The 16472-nt window shown below is 70.8% G+C and carries 13 protein-coding genes; 10 read left to right on the forward strand and 3 right to left on the reverse strand.

The window, feature by feature from the left end; all coding sequences use genetic code 11:
* The first annotated feature begins 24 nt into the window (after positions 1 to 24).
* The 7 genes from MQE23_RS35400 (at position 25) to MQE23_RS35430 (ending at position 8815) form a co-directional block, all read left to right on the forward strand.
* On the forward strand, positions 25 to 915 hold the full coding sequence (locus MQE23_RS35400; RefSeq protein ID WP_020271422.1) for a diacylglycerol kinase: 891 nt from the start codon (positions 25 to 27) through the stop codon (positions 913 to 915).
* Between the two features lie 56 nt (positions 916 to 971).
* Positions 972 to 3818: a DEAD/DEAH box helicase gene (locus tag MQE23_RS35405; RefSeq protein ID WP_243381258.1), complete on the forward strand. Its 2847-nt coding sequence runs from the start codon at positions 972 to 974 to the stop codon at positions 3816 to 3818.
* A 371-nt stretch (positions 3819 to 4189) separates the two neighbouring features.
* Positions 4190 to 5830, forward strand: coding sequence for an ATP-binding protein (locus tag MQE23_RS35410; protein WP_020271420.1), 1641 nt, complete (start codon positions 4190 to 4192; stop codon positions 5828 to 5830).
* The gene (locus MQE23_RS35415) at positions 5827 to 6234 is read left to right on the forward strand and encodes a roadblock/LC7 domain-containing protein (RefSeq protein ID WP_020271419.1); all 408 of its coding nucleotides are present in this window, start codon (positions 5827 to 5829) and stop codon (positions 6232 to 6234) included. Before MQE23_RS35410 ends, MQE23_RS35415 begins: the two co-directional genes overlap by 4 nt.
* Positions 6231 to 6629 carry a DUF742 domain-containing protein gene (locus MQE23_RS35420; RefSeq protein WP_020271418.1) on the forward strand — a complete coding sequence of 133 codons (399 nt, stop codon included), beginning with the start codon at positions 6231 to 6233 and terminating at the stop codon, positions 6627 to 6629. Before MQE23_RS35415 ends, MQE23_RS35420 begins: the two co-directional genes overlap by 4 nt.
* Complete coding sequence (locus MQE23_RS35425; RefSeq protein ID WP_010045315.1) at positions 6610 to 7230, forward strand: ATP/GTP-binding protein; 621 nt, start codon at positions 6610 to 6612, stop codon at positions 7228 to 7230. Before MQE23_RS35420 ends, MQE23_RS35425 begins: the two co-directional genes overlap by 20 nt.
* Positions 7231 to 7291: 61 nt before the next feature.
* Positions 7292 to 8815 carry a cytochrome P450 gene (locus MQE23_RS35430; RefSeq protein ID WP_243381260.1) on the forward strand — a complete coding sequence of 508 codons (1524 nt, stop codon included), beginning with the start codon at positions 7292 to 7294 and terminating at the stop codon, positions 8813 to 8815.
* Here MQE23_RS35430 and MQE23_RS35435 read toward each other — a convergent pair.
* Positions 8809 to 9795 (reverse strand): RluA family pseudouridine synthase, encoded by a 987-nt coding sequence (locus MQE23_RS35435; RefSeq protein WP_243381262.1) that lies wholly within the window; start codon positions 9793 to 9795, stop codon positions 8809 to 8811. The two genes, MQE23_RS35430 and MQE23_RS35435, sit on opposite strands and share 7 nt — an antisense overlap.
* Positions 9796 to 9875: 80 nt before the next feature.
* Here MQE23_RS35435 and MQE23_RS35440 point away from each other — a divergent pair, with 80 nt between their 5' ends.
* A complete protein-coding gene (locus MQE23_RS35440; RefSeq protein WP_243381263.1) occupies positions 9876 to 10457 on the forward strand; it encodes a GNAT family N-acetyltransferase in 582 nt (193 codons plus the stop codon).
* 38 nt (positions 10458 to 10495) lie between these two features.
* Here the strand turns inward: MQE23_RS35440 and MQE23_RS35445 are convergent, their stop codons facing one another.
* Positions 10496 to 11338: a siderophore-interacting protein gene (locus MQE23_RS35445; RefSeq protein WP_037668079.1), complete on the reverse strand. Its 843-nt coding sequence runs from the start codon at positions 11336 to 11338 to the stop codon at positions 10496 to 10498.
* A gap of 125 nt (positions 11339 to 11463) precedes the next feature.
* Positions 11464 to 12420: a 5'-3' exonuclease gene (locus MQE23_RS35450; RefSeq protein ID WP_243381264.1), complete on the reverse strand. Its 957-nt coding sequence runs from the start codon at positions 12418 to 12420 to the stop codon at positions 11464 to 11466.
* Positions 12421 to 12562: 142 nt separating this feature from the next.
* Between MQE23_RS35450 and MQE23_RS35455 the strand changes: the two genes are divergently transcribed.
* Entirely contained in the window at positions 12563 to 13654 is a 1092-nt protein-coding gene (locus tag MQE23_RS35455) for a betaine/proline/choline family ABC transporter ATP-binding protein (protein ID WP_037668078.1), read from the forward strand.
* Complete coding sequence (locus MQE23_RS35460) at positions 13647 to 16265, forward strand: ABC transporter permease/substrate binding protein (protein ID WP_243381266.1); 2619 nt, start codon at positions 13647 to 13649, stop codon at positions 16263 to 16265. Before MQE23_RS35455 ends, MQE23_RS35460 begins: the two co-directional genes overlap by 8 nt.
* Positions 16266 to 16472 lie beyond the last annotated feature (207 nt).

The following is a 16472-nucleotide window of genomic DNA, read 5'->3' on the forward strand; positions in this document are numbered from 1 at the left end:
CGGGCAGCTCATAGGGTCAGTCGCGTGACCAGCGAGATCACCCTCTTCGTCAACCCCACCGCGGGCCGCGGCCGGGGCGCCCGCGCGGCGCAGCCGGCCGCTTCCGCGTTGCGGGCGGCCGGTTTCTCGGTGCGTACGGTCCTCGGCGTCGACGCCGCGGACGCCCTCACCCGCGCGCGTGCCGCCGTCGAGGGCGGCACCGGTGCGCTGATAGCCGTCGGCGGTGACGGTATGGCCAACCTCGCGCTGCGGGCGGTCGCGGGCACGCGCACCCCGCTCGGCCTGGTCGCCGTCGGCACCGGCAACGACTTCGCCCGCGCCCTCGGTCTGCCCGTGCGCGAGCCGGCCGCAGCGGGCCGCATGATCGCCGACGCCCTCAAGTGCGGCCGGATCCACGACATCGACCTGGGTCAGGCCGGCGACCGCTGGTTCGGCACGGTCCTCGCCTCCGGTTTCGACTCCCGCGTCAACGACCGGGGCAACCGCATGCGGTGGCCCTCAGGCCGCTTCAAGTACGACCTCGCGATGATCGCCGAACTCGCCGCGTTCCGGCCCGTCCCCTACCGGATCCGGCTCGACGACGGCGAGATCCGGGAGGTCGAGGCGACCCTCGTCGCCGTCGGCAACGGCTCGTCGTACGGCGGCGGCATGCGCATCTGCCCCGGCGCCGACCTGACCGACGGCCTGTTCGACATCACCGTGGTCGGGGACTGCGACCGTACGACGCTGCTGCGGGTGTTCCCGCGGGTGTACCGGGGGAGTCACGTCGAGCATCCGAAGGTGACCGTGCTGCGGGCGGCCCGGGTCGAGATCACCGCCGACGACGTCACCGGCTACGCCGACGGGGAGCCGCTCGGTCCGCTGCCGCTGACCGCGCGCTGCGTACGCGGGGGCGTGCGGGTCGTCGGCCCCTGAGCCGCGCTGCCCCTGAGCTGCGCCGATCCCCGGTTTCACAGGAACGGATCCGGATAATGATCGTCCTGTTGTCAGTGCGGCCCGGTACGCTCGAAAGCACGATGACAGAGGATCTCTCACCGGCCGAGCGGTACGCGGCAGCCCGCAAGCGCGCTGCCGAGCAGGCCACCGCGCTCGCCTCCTTCCGCGAGATGTACGACTTCGGCCTCGACCCCTTCCAGATCGAGGCCTGCCAGGCGCTCGAAGCGGGGAAGGGCGTGCTGGTCGCCGCGCCCACCGGCTCCGGCAAGACGATCGTCGGCGAGTTCGCCGTCCACCTCGCCCTCCAGCAGGGCAAGAAGTGCTTCTACACGACACCCATCAAGGCGTTGTCGAACCAGAAGTACGCCGACCTGTGCCGCCGCTACGGCACGGACAAGGTGGGCCTGCTCACCGGCGACAACAGTGTCAACTCCGACGCCCCGGTGGTCGTGATGACCACCGAGGTCCTGCGGAACATGCTGTACGCCGGTTCGCAGACGCTGCTCGGCCTCGGCTACGTGGTCATGGACGAGGTGCACTACCTCTCCGACCGGTTCCGCGGAGCCGTCTGGGAAGAGGTGATCATCCACCTCCCCGAATCGGTCACGCTCGTCTCCCTCTCGGCGACCGTGTCGAACGCCGAGGAGTTCGGCGACTGGCTCGACACGGTCCGCGGCGACACCGAGGTGATCGTCTCCGAGCACCGGCCCGTACCGCTGTTCCAGCACGTGCTGGCCGGGCGGCGGATGTACGACCTGTTCGAGGAGGGCGAGGGCCACAAGAAGGCCGTCAACCCCGACCTCACGCGCATGGCGCGCATGGAGGCGACCCGGCCGTCGTTCCAGGACCGCCGGCGTGGCCGGCTGCGCGAGGCCGACCGCGAGCGTGAGCGCAGACAGCGCTCCCGGGTGTGGACGCCGAGCCGGCCCGAGGTCATCGAGCGGCTCGACGCCGAAGGGCTGCTGCCCGCCATCACCTTCATCTTCAGCCGCGCCGCCTGCGAGGCCGCCGTCCAGCAGTGCCTGTACGCGGGCCTCCGGCTGAACGACGACGAGGCACGCGAACAGGTCCGCTCCCTCGTCGAGGAGCGCACGGCGTCCATCCCGCGCGAGGACCTGCACGTCCTCGGCTACTACGAGTGGCTCGAGGGCCTGGAGCGCGGCATCGCCGCCCACCACGCGGGCATGCTGCCGACCTTCAAGGAGGTCGTCGAGGAGCTCTTCGTACGCGGCCTGGTCAAGGCCGTGTTCGCGACCGAGACCCTCGCCCTCGGCATCAACATGCCCGCCCGCTCGGTGGTGCTGGAGAAACTCGTCAAGTGGAACGGCGAGCAGCACGCGGACATCACCCCGGGCGAGTTCACGCAGCTGACCGGGCGGGCCGGGCGGCGCGGCATCGACGTCGAGGGCCACGCCGTGGTGCTGTGGCAGCGCGGGATGAACCCCGAGCACCTGGCGGGCCTGGCCGGCACGCGCACGTACCCGCTGCGGTCCAGCTTCAAGCCCTCGTACAACATGGCGGTCAACCTGGTCGAGCAGTTCGGCCGGCACCGCTCGCGCGAGCTGCTGGAGACGTCCTTCGCACAGTTCCAGGCGGACAAGTCGGTCGTCGGGATCTCCCGGCAGGTGCAGCGCAACGAGGAGGGCCTCGAGGGCTACAAGGCCTCCATGACCTGCCACCTCGGCGACTTCGAGGAGTACGCGCGGCTGCGCCGTGAACTGAAGGACCGGGAGAACGAGCTGGCCCGGCAGGGCGCGGCCCAGCGGCGCGCGGAGGCCGCCGTCGCGCTGGAGAAGCTGAAGCCCGGTGACGTCATCCACGTGCCCACCGGCAAGTACGCGGGTCTGGCGCTGGTGCTTGACCCGGGCCTGCCCGCGGGCCGTTCCAACGGCCATCGCGGATTCGAGCACCACGACGGGCCGCGCCCGCTGGTGCTGACCGCCGAGCGGCAGGTGAAGCGGCTGGCGGCCATCGACTTCCCGGTGCCGGTCGAGCCGTTGGAGCGGATGCGGATCCCGAAGTCCTTCAACCCCCGTTCCCCGCAGTCCCGTCGGGACCTCGCGTCCGCGCTGCGCACCAAGGCCGGGCACATCCCGGCCGACCGGCACCGCAAGCGGCGCTCCCAGGCGGCCGACGACCGCGAGATCGCCCGGCTGCGGACCGCGCTGCGGGCGCACCCCTGCCACGGGTGCAGCGACCGTGAGGACCACGCCCGTTGGGCCGAGCGCTACCACCGGCTGCTGCGGGACACCTCGCAGCTGGAGCGGCGCATCGAGGGCCGTACGAACACCATCGCGCGGACGTTCGACCGGATCGTCGCGCTGCTGACCGAGATGGACTACCTGCGCGGTGACGAGGTCACCGAGCACGGCAAGCGGCTCGCGCGGCTGTACGGCGAGCTGGACCTGCTCGCCAGCGAGTGCCTGCGCGAGGGCGTCTGGGAGGGGCTCGGCCCGGCCGAACTGGCCGGGTGCGTCTCGGCGTTGGTGTACGAGGCGCGCGTCGGGGACGACGCGCTGGCGCCGAAGCTGCCGTCGGGCAAGGCCAAGGCCGCGCTGGGCGAGATGGTGCGGATCTGGGGGCGGCTGGACGCGTTGGAGGAGGAGTTCCGGATCAGCCAGACCGAGGGGGTCGGGCAGCGTGAGCCGGACCTCGGGTTCGCCTGGGCCGCGTACATGTGGGCCTCCGGGAAGGGGCTCGACGAGGTGCTGCGCGAGGCGGAGATGCCGGCGGGGGACTTCGTGCGGTGGTGCAAGCAGGTCATTGACGTGCTGGGGCAGATCGCGGCGGCGGCGCCGCAGGGGTCTTCTGTGGTGAAGAACGCCCGTAAGGCCGTTGATCTGTTGCTGCGGGGGGTTGTCGCCTACTCGTCGGTGGGGTGATGTCGTCGCGCGGGTGCCGGTGGTTCGTGGTTGCTCGCGCAGTTCCCCGCGCACCTGAAGGTACGTTGTTCTGAAGGTCCCTCACTCGTGACGGTGAGGGACTTTCGTATGCCCGTTCGCAACTACCCTTCGTATTCGAACGGTGTCGCAGCGTGTAAACGACTGAGCGTACTATCCCTTCGCGACCGGTTTCCGGCAGTTGCTGAATATGACACGGCGATGATCCGGTCGGACTAAGCTCGCCCGCAGCGCACCGGCTTGAGATGAATTCGTGCGCTTGTTCCCCAATGTGCGGAAGAGTCCTACAGCTTCATGACATACCCCCCTGCAAGTCCTCCCGAACCCCAGCCGACTCCTTTCAGAGGGCCCACATGGTGAGTGTTCAATCCCCTCCCGGTCGCCGTGAACTTCCCTACGCGCGCGTCCTGCTGCTGCCGGCCATAGCGATGGCCGCGGCGACCGGAGTCGCTGTCGCCCTGGTGACGGCGCCGGCCCGGCTCGCCGTCGGCTGGTGCGGTGGTATCGCCACCGTGCTGGTGATCGCGACGGCGGCCGAGGCGGTGCGCCGCGGCCGTGCCCTGCGCAAGCAGCGGGGCGAGCACGCCCGGCACACCGCGCATCTGGAACAGCGGATCGCGGCCCACGAGAACGAGTTGGTCCGCTTCTCGCGGGAGATCATCCCCGCGGCGCTCCGGCTGCTGAGCACCGGAGAATCCCCCAGGGAGGTGATTCGCAAGCTCGGCCTCGCCAACCCCGAGTACCGCGACCTGCCCGCGCCGCAGGCCGAGACGCTGCTGACGGTGCTGAAGATCGTCGACCGCGAAGTGACCATGCGCGACGCCGCCGCGCGCTCGTTCGTCAGTGTCGCCCGCCGCGTCCAGGCGATCATCCACCAGCAGGCCGAGGAACTCCGGGAGATGGAGGAGGACCACGGTCGCAACCCCGAGGTCTTCGACGACCTGCTGCGCATCGACCACGGCAACGCCCTGATCGGCCGCCTCGCCGACTCCGTCTCCGTGCTCGGCGGCGGCCGCCCCGGACGGCAGTGGCCCGAGCCGGTGTCCCTGTACAGCACGCTTCGCGGTGCCATGTCCCGCATCCTGGAGTACCGGCGCATCCAGCTGTCCTCCATCGCCAAGATCAGCGTCAAGGGCATCTACGTCGAGCCGGTCATCCACGCCGCCGCCGAACTCCTCGACAACGCCACGCGCTACTCGCCGCCGCAGACCAAGGTGCACGTCACCGCCACCGAGGTGCAGACCGGCGTCTGCATCGAGATCGAGGACGGCGGTGTCAACCTCAACGAGGAGGCCCGCGCCCGGATCGAAGGCATGCTGGAGGCCGCCAAGGCCGGCGTCGACCTCCAGGACATCGGCGAGCACCCGCGCCTCGGCCTCGCCGTCGTCGGTCGCCTCTGCTCGGCGTACAACATGCAGGTCTCGCTGCGCGCCTCCGCGTACGGCGGTGTCCGCGCCATCCTCATCGTGCCGAGCGAGATGGTCACCCACGAGCCCGGCGTCGGACTCGCCCACGGCATCGGCGCCACCGGCATCCCCATGCCGGTCGGCATCCCCGAGGGCCCGAAGCGCACGCCCAAGAAGCGCCGCCCCACCAACCCGCGCATCCCCGAGACGGTCTCCCTGGAGGACGACGACGTCCCCGTGGTCACCGAGTGGACGCCCAACGGCCTGCCGCAGCGCCGCAGCCGGGTGAAGACGTCCCTCACCGAGCGGATCGCCCAGCAGGCCGCCTACGACCGGGAAGACCGGGAGGCCGCGGCACGGGGCGAGGCGAACCCCTGGGCGACACCCGAGCCCGAGCCCAAGCCCCTGCGCGACATGAACGCCCCCGACGCCCCCGGCAAGGGCCTCGAGGCGTTCTGGGAGGGGCTCAAGCAGGGCATCGAGCCCGGCACCCACCCCACCGACTTCATCCGGAACCCGACCAAGTACCTGCACCTGCTCAACGACCCGGCCCCCACCGAGGCCGATGACGAGGGGGACCTCAAGTGATCCAGCAGCGAGGCAACTTCGACTGGATGCTCAAGCAACTCGCCGACGGCGTGCCGGGCATCGAGATGATCGTGGTGCTGTCGGCCGACGGTCTGCGCATCGCCCGCTACGGCGGCGAGCCCGACGCGGCCGACCGGGTCGCCGCGGCCTGCGCCGGCCTGCAGTCCCTCGCGGGCAGCGTCTGCCAGGAACTCAGCGTCGGCGACGGCGAGATGAAACTCGTCATGATCGAGATCGACCGCGGCTACTTCTACCTGATGAGCGCCGGAGCCAACGCCTTCCTCGCGGTGCTCTCCGACGTACGGTGCGAACCCGGCCGGATGAGCGCGATGATGCGCGACCTCGTCGTCCGCATCGGCGGCCATCTGACCAGTCCGCCCCGGCGGAACGGGCAGATCGTATGACGCCTCCCCAACGCCAGAGGCGCGAACCCGCCCCGGAACCGCCCAAGCCCGAGGAGGGCGAGGGCAAGGTCCGCAACCCGGAGCGCATGTACGTGGTGGCCGGCCCGGACGGTGAACGGGCCGAGCTCGACCTGGTGACGTTAATCGTGGCGCGTGCCGCGGACCCGCCGCCCTCCGCCTCGCCCGAGCAGGCGGCGTTGCTCCGGCTCTGCGCCGCCCCCCTCTCCGTGGCCGAGCTGTCGGCCTACCTCAGCCTGCCGTTCAGCGCCATGGGCGTGCTGCTCACCGAGCTGCTGACGGCGGATCTGGTGACGGCGCGCTCCCCGATCGTGCGCCAGGCGCTCCCCGACCGTTCCCTCCTCGAAGCGGTGATGAATGGACTTCAAAGGCTCTGACACCATCCCGGGCCCCCGGGCCGAGGACCAGTTGCCACACACGGCACAGGCCGCGGCCAAGATCGTGATCGTGGGGGGCTTCGGTGTCGGAAAGACGACCATGGTCGGCTCGGTCAGCGAGATCAAACCGCTGACCACCGAGGAGACCATGACGCAGGCCGGCATCGGTGTCGACGACAACTTCGGTTCCGCGTCCAAGACGGCCACCACCGTGGCGATGGACTTCGGCCGGATCAGCATCACCGACCAGCTCGTGCTGTACCTCTTCGGCACACCCGGCCAGCAGCGCTTCTGGTTCCTGTGGAACGGGCTGTTCGAGGGCGCGCTCGGCGCGGTGGTGCTGGTCGACACCCGCCGCCTGGAGGTCAGCTTCGACGTCATGGGGCGCCTGGAGGAACGCGGCGTGCCGTTCGTGGTCGCCATCAACTCCTTCCCGGACGCGCCCCGTTACCCCATCGAGGAACTGCGCACGGCGCTCGACCTCTCCCCGGACATCCCGATCATGGAGTGCGACGCGCGGCGGCGGGCCTCCAGCCGCGACGTCCTGATGACCCTCATGCGCTTCCTGCACTCGCTCGCCATGACGGGCTCGCTCACCTGATCCGTGTCCGTCCCATCCCACACTTCCCCCCAGACACCTGGAAAGTTTCGGAGCGACCACTGTGACGCCTGAATCCCACGCCTCGACGGGTACGGACACCCCCCTGGCCGGCCCGCCCCCCGGCTGCCCCGCGCACGGCCCCGGGCCCGGAGGGCTGCACCGGCTGCACGAGTCGGAGGACCTGGCAGGGCTGTACGAGCAGCTGCGGAAGGAGCACGGCCCCGTGGCGCCCGTGCTGCTCCACGACGACGTACCGATCTGGATCGTGCTCGGCCACGCCGAGAACCTGCACATGGTGCGCTCGCCCACGCAGTTCTGCCGGGACAGCCGTATCTGGACCCCGCTCAGGGACGGCCTGGTCAAGCCCGATCACCCGCTGATGCCGCACATCGCCTGGCAGCCCATCGCCTCGCACGCCGAGGGCGACGAGCACAAGCGGCTGCGCGGCGCGGTTCAGGGCGCCATCTCGACCATCGACTTCCGCAGCCTGCGCCGCTACATCAACCGCAGCACGCAGGCCATCGTCAACCGCTTCTGCGAGGAGGGCGAGGCCGACCTCGTCGGCCAGTTCGCCGAGCACCTGCCGATGGCGGTCATGTGCGAGATCCTCGGCATGCCCGACGAGTACAGCGACCGTCTCGTCGAGGCCGCCCGCGACGCGCTCAAGGGCACCGAGACGGCGATCGCCAGCCACACCTTCGTCATGGACGCCCTGAGCCGGCTCACCGTCCGGCGCCGCGCCCAGCCGGAGGAGGACCTGGCCAGCTACCTGATCACCCACCCGGCCCGGCTGACCGACGACGAGGTCAGGGAGCACCTGCGCCTGGTGCTCTTCGCCGCCTACGAGGCCACCGCCAACCTGCTGTCCAACGTGCTGCTGACGGTGCTGATCGACCCCCGCTTCCGGGCCCAGCTCAACGGCGGCCAGATGACGGTGCCGGAGGCGGTGGAGCAGTCGCTGTGGAACGAGCCGCCGTTCAGCACGGTCTTCGCCTACTTCGCCAAGCAGGAGACCGAGCTCGGCGGGCAGCGCATCCGCCGGGGCGACGGGCTGCTCTTCGCCCCGCTGCCGGCGAACGTCGACCCGCGGGTGCGGCCGGACCTGAAGGCCAGCATGCAGGGCAACCGGTCGCACCTCGCCTTCGGCGGCGGCCCGCACGAGTGCCCCGGCCAGGACATCGGCCGCTCCATCGCGGACGTCGGCGTCGACGCGCTGCTGATGCGACTGCCGGACGTCGAACTCGACTGCGACGAGGACGAGCTGCGCTGGACGGCGTCCATCGCCTCCCGGCACCTCGTGGCTCTGCCGGTGACGTTCGCGCCCAAGCCGCCGCAGGACATCACGGAGACGCCGAACCACAACCACGTCCCCGCCCAGCGCTCCGACTGGCAGATCGGCATCACACAGCCGCAGCCGCAGCCGCAGCCCCAGCCGGTACCGGTCGCCGCACAGCCGCAGCCGGCCCCGGCCCCGGCGCAACCCCAGCCGGCCCCCGTACCGCCGCAGGCGCAGCCGGTGGCGGAGGAACCGGCCCGCCGCAAGGGCGTCTGGCAGCGCTTCCTGAGCTGGTGGCGCGGTTACTGACCGTCCGACGGGCCGTCGTACGTCCCGGCGGCCCACCGGTGGTACGACGCCCAGGCCGCGAGCACCCGGCCGCTGCGGAACCGGTGCTCCCCGCCCGTGACCGGGTTGGTGAACTCCAGGGCCCGCGCCAGCAGTTGAAGCGGGCGCCGGAAGTCACCGGCCGGCCCGGGTGCGGTGACCTCGGGGTAGAGCGGGTCACCGAGGATCGGCACGCCCAGCGCGGCCATGTGCACGCGCAGCTGGTGGGTCTGCCCGGTGCCGGGCACGAGCCGGTACCGGGCGAGCCCGCCGCTCCCGTCCGGGCGGTGTTCCACGAGCTCGACGCGGCTGACGGCGTTGGGCTCGCCCGCCACCTCCCGGGCGGTGAGCTCGCCGCGCTCCTTCACGATCCGGCTGCGTACGGTCCGAGGCAGGGCGAGGCCCGGATCGTACGGGGCGACGGCCTCGTACTCCTTGCGCACGAGCCGGTCGCGGAAGAGCGTCTGGTACGCGCCGCGCTCCTCGGGGCGCACGGTGAACAGCACGAGGCCGGCGGTGAGCCGGTCCAGGCGGTGCGCGGCGGTGAGCGTGGGGATGTCCAGCTCGCGGCGCAGCCGGGCCAGCGCGGTCTCGGCGACATGGCTGCCGCGTGGGGTGGTGGCGAGGAAGTGGGGTTTGTCGACGACGACGATGTGCTCGTCCCGGTACACGACCTCCAGCGGGAACGGCACCGGCACCTCGTCGGGCAGCTCCCGGTGGAACCACACGAGCATCCCGGGCACGTACGGCGCGTCCGCCGGCACGGCCCGCCCGTCCGCACCGACGACGAGCCCCGCGTCGAACATCCCGTCGACGACCCCGTCACCGGCTCCCGAGAGCCGCTCCACCAGATGCTCACGCACCGTGGCCCACGCCCCCGCTGCGGGCAGCCGTACCCGCACCGGGTCCACCCCGCGGCGCTGCGGCAGGGGAGCGGGCGGGACGCGCGTCTTCCGTCTCATCGCGGCCCAGCGTACGAGGCGGGCGGGCACCGGCGGAAAACCACTGGGGCCGCCCACCGCCGACTTGCCAGGATGTGGGCATGCCCTTCCTCATCAGCCCGGTCCTGGCCCCCGAGGTCTTCACCGGCCGGCCGCAGCCCACCCTCGCCACCGGCGACGGACTCCTCCTGCGCCCCTGGCGGGCCGGGGACGCGCCCGCGGTGTACGAGGTCTTCCAGGACCCCGTGATGCACCAGTGGCACGCCCGGACCGCCGGCTCCGAGGAGGAGGTCGCCGACTGGATCCGGGACTGGCACCAGGCGTGGGAGGAGGAGCGGGAGGCGCAGTGGGCCGTCGTCGACGCGGACTCCGACCGGCTGCTGGGGCGGGTGGCGTTGCGCGAGATACGGCTCGGCGACGGCACGGCGGAGGTGGCGTACTGGACCGTCCCGGCGGCGCGCGGCCGGGGCGTCGCCGCCCGGGCCACCACCGCACTCACCCGCTGGGCGCTCGACGAGATCGGTTTCCACCGTCTCGAACTGCTGCACGCCGTGCGCAACGAGGCCTCCTGCCGGGTCGCCTCCCGGACCGGATTCGCTCTCGAAGGCACCAAGCGCAGCGCCATCCTGCACCAGGACGGCTGGCACGACATGCATCTGCACGCACGCGTGCGGGGCGACTGACCCCGCTGTCCGGGCAGACCGCGGCAGGCCGGAGGCCGTCAGGCGGCCGGGGTGCGCTCCTGCTCCGCCTCGATGCGCGCGTTCCACTCCCGCTTCGAGGCCTGCCAGCCGTCCTCGTTGTGGCCGCGGCGCCAGTAGCCGGAGATCGACAGGTCCTCGCGCGCGATGCCGCGCTCGACGCGGAGCAGCCGGCGCAGCTCCTTCACGAAGTGCGCCTCGCCGTGGACGAAGGCGTGCACCCGGCCCTCGGGGAACTCCAGGTTCCGCACGGCCTCGACGAGCGCCTCGCCGAGCGGCCGGTCACCGCGGTGCAGCCAGACGACCTCCACGTCCGAGTCGATCTTCTGCTCCTCCTCGGGGCCGGAGATCTCCACGAAGGCGTACGCCCTGGCCCCGCGCGGCAGGGACTCCAGGGAGCGGGCGATCGCGGGCAGCGCGCTCTCGTCGCCGACGAGCAGATGCCAGTCGGCCTGCGGGTCGGGCGCGTACGCCCCGCCGGGGCCCATGAACCGCACGGTCTCGCCCGGCTGGACGCGCGCCGCCCACGGGCCGGCCAGGCCCTCGTCGCCGTGGATGACGAAGTCCAGCGTCAGCTCGCGGTGTTCGGCGTCCCACTGGCGCACCGTGTACGTCCGGGTCACCGGCCACTGTTCGCGCGGCAGCTCGTCGCGGACGCGCTGCATGTCGAAGGGTTCCGGATAGGTCACGCCCTCGGGCGGGAACAGCAGCTTCACATAGTGGTCGGTGCACGTCCCCGCCGCGAAGTCGGCGAGGCCCTCGCCACCGAGCACCACGCGCTGCATGTGAGGGGTCAGCCGCTCGGTGCGGACGACCTGAGCGGAGTGCGGCTTGCGCGGCTGGCGTCCCGGTCGCTCTGCCATGAGGGCCTCCCTGATTCGTGTAGTTAGGCTTACCTAAGTTAGCACCTCGCCCCCACTTAACACCTCTCGTATGAGAAGTTGATGAGGACCACCGGCCTCAGGAACGCCACCCACCCTCTCGTCCGTCACGCCGCGAGCGTCGTCAGCAGGCGCTCCAGCGAACCGCCCAGTCCCCAGCGGGCCGCAAGTACCTCCAGCTCCGCAGGGTCGCGCGGCGTCCGCGGCACCGCCGTCGTGACGTCCGGCAGCGGTACGTCGCCCGCGACCCGGACCACCTTCGGCGCGACCGCGAGATACGGGCGCGCCTCGTCCAGTCGCCTGCGCTGCGTCGGCGTCAGCTTCGACCCCCGGTCCTCGACCGCCGCCAGGATCCCGGCCAGGTCCCCGAACTCGGCCAGCAGCTTGGCGGCCGTCTTCTCGCCGACACCGGGCACGCCGGGCAGGCCGTCGCTGGGGTCGCCGCGCAGCAGGGCCAGATCCGCGTACCCGCTGCCGTCGACCCCATACTTCTCACGGAGCCATGCCTCATCGGTGAGCTGCAGCGTGCCCACGCCCTTCAGCGGGTACAGCACGCGCACCCCGCGCGCGTCGTCCACCAGCTGGTACAGATCGCGGTCGCCCGTGACGATGTCGACCGGGCCCTTCGCCCGCGCCGTGAACGTGCCGATCACGTCGTCGGCCTCGTATCCCGCGACGCCCACGCGCGCGATGCCCACCGCGTCCAGCACCGCCTCGATGACCGGCACCTGCGGCGACAGCGTGTCGGGCACCTCCTCCTCGTCCGGGCCGGCCGCGTGCTCCTCGGCGACGCGGTGGGCCTTGTAGGAGGGGATCAACTCCACCCGCCAGTGCGGCCGCCAGTCGGCGTCCATGCAGGCCACGAGGTGGTCCGGCCGGTGATCCCGGACCAGGCGCTCGATGAAGTCGAGCAGCCCGCGCACGGCGTTCACCGGCGTGCCGTCCGGTGCCTTCACCGAGTCCGGGACGCCGAAGAAGGCGCGGAAGTACAGGGAGGCGGTGTCGAGGAGCATCAGTCGTCCGGTCACGTCACGCATCATGCCGTACGCCACCGACAGGGACATGCCTCATATGTGACGCGCCCCACTTGTGCGTTTGGGATCCGGAATCGAGGGGAGGCGCCGCCCCGCAGCGAGGCTGGTTGTGCAATTCAACTTTTGCGCCCTGCCCTCGCTCTGTTCTATTGCCGTCCAAATTGAGGTGCACGTGTCAGCAAGGCTTCAGGCAGAGAGCCTGTACAAGGTGTTCGGCAGGAGACCGGACCGAGCGGTCGAGCGGCTCCGCGCCGGGGCCGACCGGGAGGAGCTGCGCGCCGAGGGCGCGACCGCCGCCGTCATCGACGCGTCCTTCACCGTCGAGCCCGGCCAGATCTTCGTCGTCATGGGCCTGTCCGGATCCGGCAAGTCCACCCTGCTGCGCATGCTGAACGGCCTGCTGGAGCCGACCGCCGGACATGTGCGCTTCGACGGCCAGGACCTGACCGCGCTCGGCGACCGGGAGCTGCGCGAGGTCCGCTCCAGGAAGATCAGCATGGTCTTCCAGCACTTCGCGCTCTTCCCGCACCGCAGCGTCCGCGAGAACGCCGCCTACGGTCTGGAAGTGCAGGGCGTGCCCCGCGCCGAGCGCGTACGCCGCGCCGACGAGGCGCTCGCCCTGTGCGGCCTGGCCGGCTGGGAGAAGTCCTGGCCCGACGAGCTGTCCGGCGGCATGCAGCAGCGCGTCGGTCTCGCCCGCGCGCTCGCCACCGACGCCGACCTGCTGCTGATGGACGAGTCCTTCAGCGCCCTGGACCCGCTGATCCGCCGCGACATGCAGGACCAGCTGCTGGAGCTGCAGCAGAAGCTGAAGAAGACGATCGTCTTCATCACCCACGACCTGAACGAGGCCATGCGCCTCGGCGACCGCATCGCCGTCATGCGCGACGGCCGCATCGTGCAGATCGGCACGGCGCAGGACATCCTGCTGCGGCCGGAGAACGACTACGTCGCCTCCTTCACCCAGGACGTCGACCGTGCCCGCGTGCTGACCACCGGCGAGCTCATGGACACCTCGGTCACCGGCGACGACCCCGGCTGCCACTGCGAGACCGCCACGGCCGACACCCCGCTCACTGAACTGTGCGCGATCAGCGCCCGGCTCACGCACCCCGTCTCGGTCGTGGACGAGGACAACAAGCTGATCGGCGTCGTCCCGCGGCAGCGCCTGGTCGGCTTCCTCGGCGACGAGCAGGACACCACCCCGGAGCCCTGCGACTCCCCGCGGGACAAGGGCGGAGAGAAGGTGACCGCCCGTGCCTAGGATTCAGCTCGGCACCTGGGTCAACGACGCGGTCGACTGGCTCACCACCCACATGGGGTGGCTGTTCGACTTCTGCAAGACCGTCTTCCTCGGCCTCTACGACGGCATCAACGCCGTCCTCCAGGCCCCCCAGCCGCTGCTCCTCGCGGGCATCTTCGCCGTGGTCGCCTTCTGGCTGCGCGGCACCCTCGCCGGTGTCCTCACCTTCGTGGGATTCGCGTTCATCGACTCCCTCGACCTGTGGGAGAACGCGATGATCACCCTGGCGCTCGTCCTCGTGGCGACCGTCATCGCGCTGGTGATCTCCATACCGGTGGGCATCTGGGCGGCCCGCTCGGACCGCGTCAGCGGTCTGGTCCGGCCCGTCCTGGACTTCATGCAGACGCTGCCCGCGATGGTCTACCTCATCCCGGCGATCCTCTTCTTCGGCACCGGCGCCTCCGCCGGTATCGTCGCCACCCTGATCTTCGCGCTCGCACCGGGCGTGCGCATGACCGAACTCGGCATCCGCCAGGTCGACAGGGAACTGGTCGAGGCCGCCGACGCGTTCGGCACCACACCCCGCAACATCCTGCTGCGCGTCCAGCTCCCCCTCGCCCTGCCCACGGTCATGGCCGGCGTCAACCAGGTCATCATGCTCGGTCTGTCCATGGCCGCCATCGCGGGCATGGTCGGCACCGGCGGTCTCGGCGGCGACGTCAACCAGGCCATCGGCCAGCTCAACGTCGGCCTGGGCGCCGAGGCCGGTGTCGGCATCGTGATCCTCGCGATCTACCTCGACCGCATGACCAGCGCGCTCGGCACCCAGGTCTCCCCGCTCGGCCGCCGCGCCGCCGCCCGGCTGCGCGCCGCCCAGGGGCTGAAGATCTGGTCGTACCGGCCCCGCCCGGCGGTCGCCGTGATCGGCGTCGTCGTCCTCGCCCTCGTCTCCGGCGGCCTGGGCGTCTTCGGCAGCGGCGGCACCGCCTCCACCGCCGCGGCCGGCAGCAAGGACGTCGGCCAGGGCAAGAAGATCAGCATCGGCTACATCCCCTGGGACGAGGGCGTCGCCTCCACCTTCCTCTGGAAGGAGGTCCTGGAGCAGCGCGGCTACCAGGTGGAGGCCAAGCAGCTCGACGCCGGCCCGCTGTACACCTCCCTCGCCCAGGGCGACGTCGACTTCCAGACGGACGCCTGGCTGCCCACGACCCACGCCCAGTACTGGAAGAAGTACGGCAAGCAGCTCGACGACCTCGGCGCCTGGTACGACAAGACGTCCCTGGAGCTCTCCGTGCCCTCCTACATGAAGGGCATCGACTCCCTGGCGGACCTCAAGGGCAAGGCGTCCGAGTTCGGCGGCAAGATCACCGGCATCGAGTCCAGCGCCGGCGAGATGGCCCTGCTCAAGAGCAAGGTCCTCAAGGAGTACGGCCTGGACAAGGAGTACAAGGTCGTCGACAGCTCCACGCCCGCGATGCTGGCCGAGCTGAAGCGCGCGTACGCCCAGAAGGAGCCGATCGTCGTCACGCTCTGGTCGCCGCACTGGGCGTACAACGACTACAAGCTGACGAAGCTCAAGGACCCCAAGGGCGCCTGGGGCAAGGGCGACGGCGTGCACACGCTGGCCCGCAAGGGCTTCGCGGGCGACGACCCGACGGTCGCCGGCTGGCTGAAGAAGTTCAAGATGAGCGAGAAGGAGCTCACCAGCCTCGAAGCCGAGATCAACAAGGCCGGCAAGGGCAACCAGCAGCAGGCCGTCCGCGCCTGGCTGAAGCAGCACCCCGGCTACGTCGACAAGCTCGCCCCGGTGAAGGGCGCCGGCGGCAGCACGCCCGCCGAGGCCAAGCGGCCGCTGGACGTGGCGTGGTTCCCCTGGGACGAGGACATCGCCGTCACGTACCTGTGGAAGAACGTCCTCGAACGGCGCGGCTACACGATGAACCTGAAGCAGATGGACGTCGGCCCCGTCTACACCGGTCTGGCCTCGGGCGATCTCGACCTCAACTTCGACGCCTGGCTGCCCTACGCCCAGAAGAACTACTGGGACAAGAACAAGGACCGGCTCAAGGACCTCGGCACCTGGTACGAACCGACCTCCCTGGAGATCGCCGTGCCGTCCTACGTCAAGGGCGTCGACTCCCTGGCGGACCTCAAGGGCAAGGCCGGCACCTTCGACGGGAAGATCATCGGCATCGAGCCCGGCACCGGCGAGATGGATCTGGCGAAGAACAAGGTTCTTCCCAGCTACGGCCTCGACAAGGAGTACGAGGTCGTCGACGGCTCCACCCCGGCCATGCTGGCCGAGCTGAAGCGCGCGTACGCCAAGAAGGAGCCGATCGCCGTCACCCTCTGGTCGCCGCACTGGGCCTACAGCGACTACGAGCTGACCAAGCTGAAGGATCCCAAGAAGGCCTTCGGCGAGGGCAACACGATCCGCACCATCTCCAACGAGAAGTTCCCCGAGGAGTACCCGCAGCTCACGAAGTGGATCAAGAACTTCAAGATGAGCGAGGACGAGCTCGGCAGCCTGGAGAGCGAGATCAAGAACCGCGGCCAGGGCCATGAGGAAGAGGCCGTCGCCGCGTGGCTGAAGCAGCACCCCGACATGGTGGAGCGCATGACGCCGCAGTGAGGTCCGGTACGGGGCGGGGCGCGACACACCGCGTCCCGCCCCGTACGCGTACCCTCACCCGTATCCCGCCCAGGGCCTGGACCCAGCAGGATCCGGACAACCACAGAGCGCTACGCCACCCCCCGAACCCCTTCTCCCTCCCTGTTCCTCCCGTAGGAGGAATCGGCGCGCCGCCCCCGAGGGCGGCGGATCCCCTGGCGCGAAGTG

Source organism: Streptomyces sp. HP-A2021 (genome assembly GCF_022807935.1).
GTDB lineage: Bacteria > Actinomycetota > Actinomycetes > Streptomycetales > Streptomycetaceae > Streptomyces > Streptomyces afghaniensis.

Coding starts and splice junctions, on each gene's coding strand:
- MQE23_RS35425 (WP_010045315.1), top strand. CDS start 6,610: ATGGACTTCAAAGGCTCTGACACCATCCCGGGCCCCCGGGCCGAGGAC.
- MQE23_RS35440 (WP_243381263.1), top strand. CDS start 9,876: ATGCCCTTCCTCATCAGCCCGGTCCTGGCCCCCGAGGTCTTCACCGGC.
- MQE23_RS35405 (WP_243381258.1), top strand. CDS start 972: ATGATCGTCCTGTTGTCAGTGCGGCCCGGTACGCTCGAAAGCACGATG.
- MQE23_RS35445 (WP_037668079.1), bottom strand. CDS start 11,338: ATGGCAGAGCGACCGGGACGCCAGCCGCGCAAGCCGCACTCCGCTCAG.
- MQE23_RS35450 (WP_243381264.1), bottom strand. CDS start 12,420: ATGTCCCTGTCGGTGGCGTACGGCATGATGCGTGACGTGACCGGACGA.
- MQE23_RS35420 (WP_020271418.1), top strand. CDS start 6,231: ATGACGCCTCCCCAACGCCAGAGGCGCGAACCCGCCCCGGAACCGCCC.
- MQE23_RS35410 (WP_020271420.1), top strand. CDS start 4,190: ATGGTGAGTGTTCAATCCCCTCCCGGTCGCCGTGAACTTCCCTACGCG.
- MQE23_RS35435 (WP_243381262.1), bottom strand. CDS start 9,795: ATGAGACGGAAGACGCGCGTCCCGCCCGCTCCCCTGCCGCAGCGCCGC.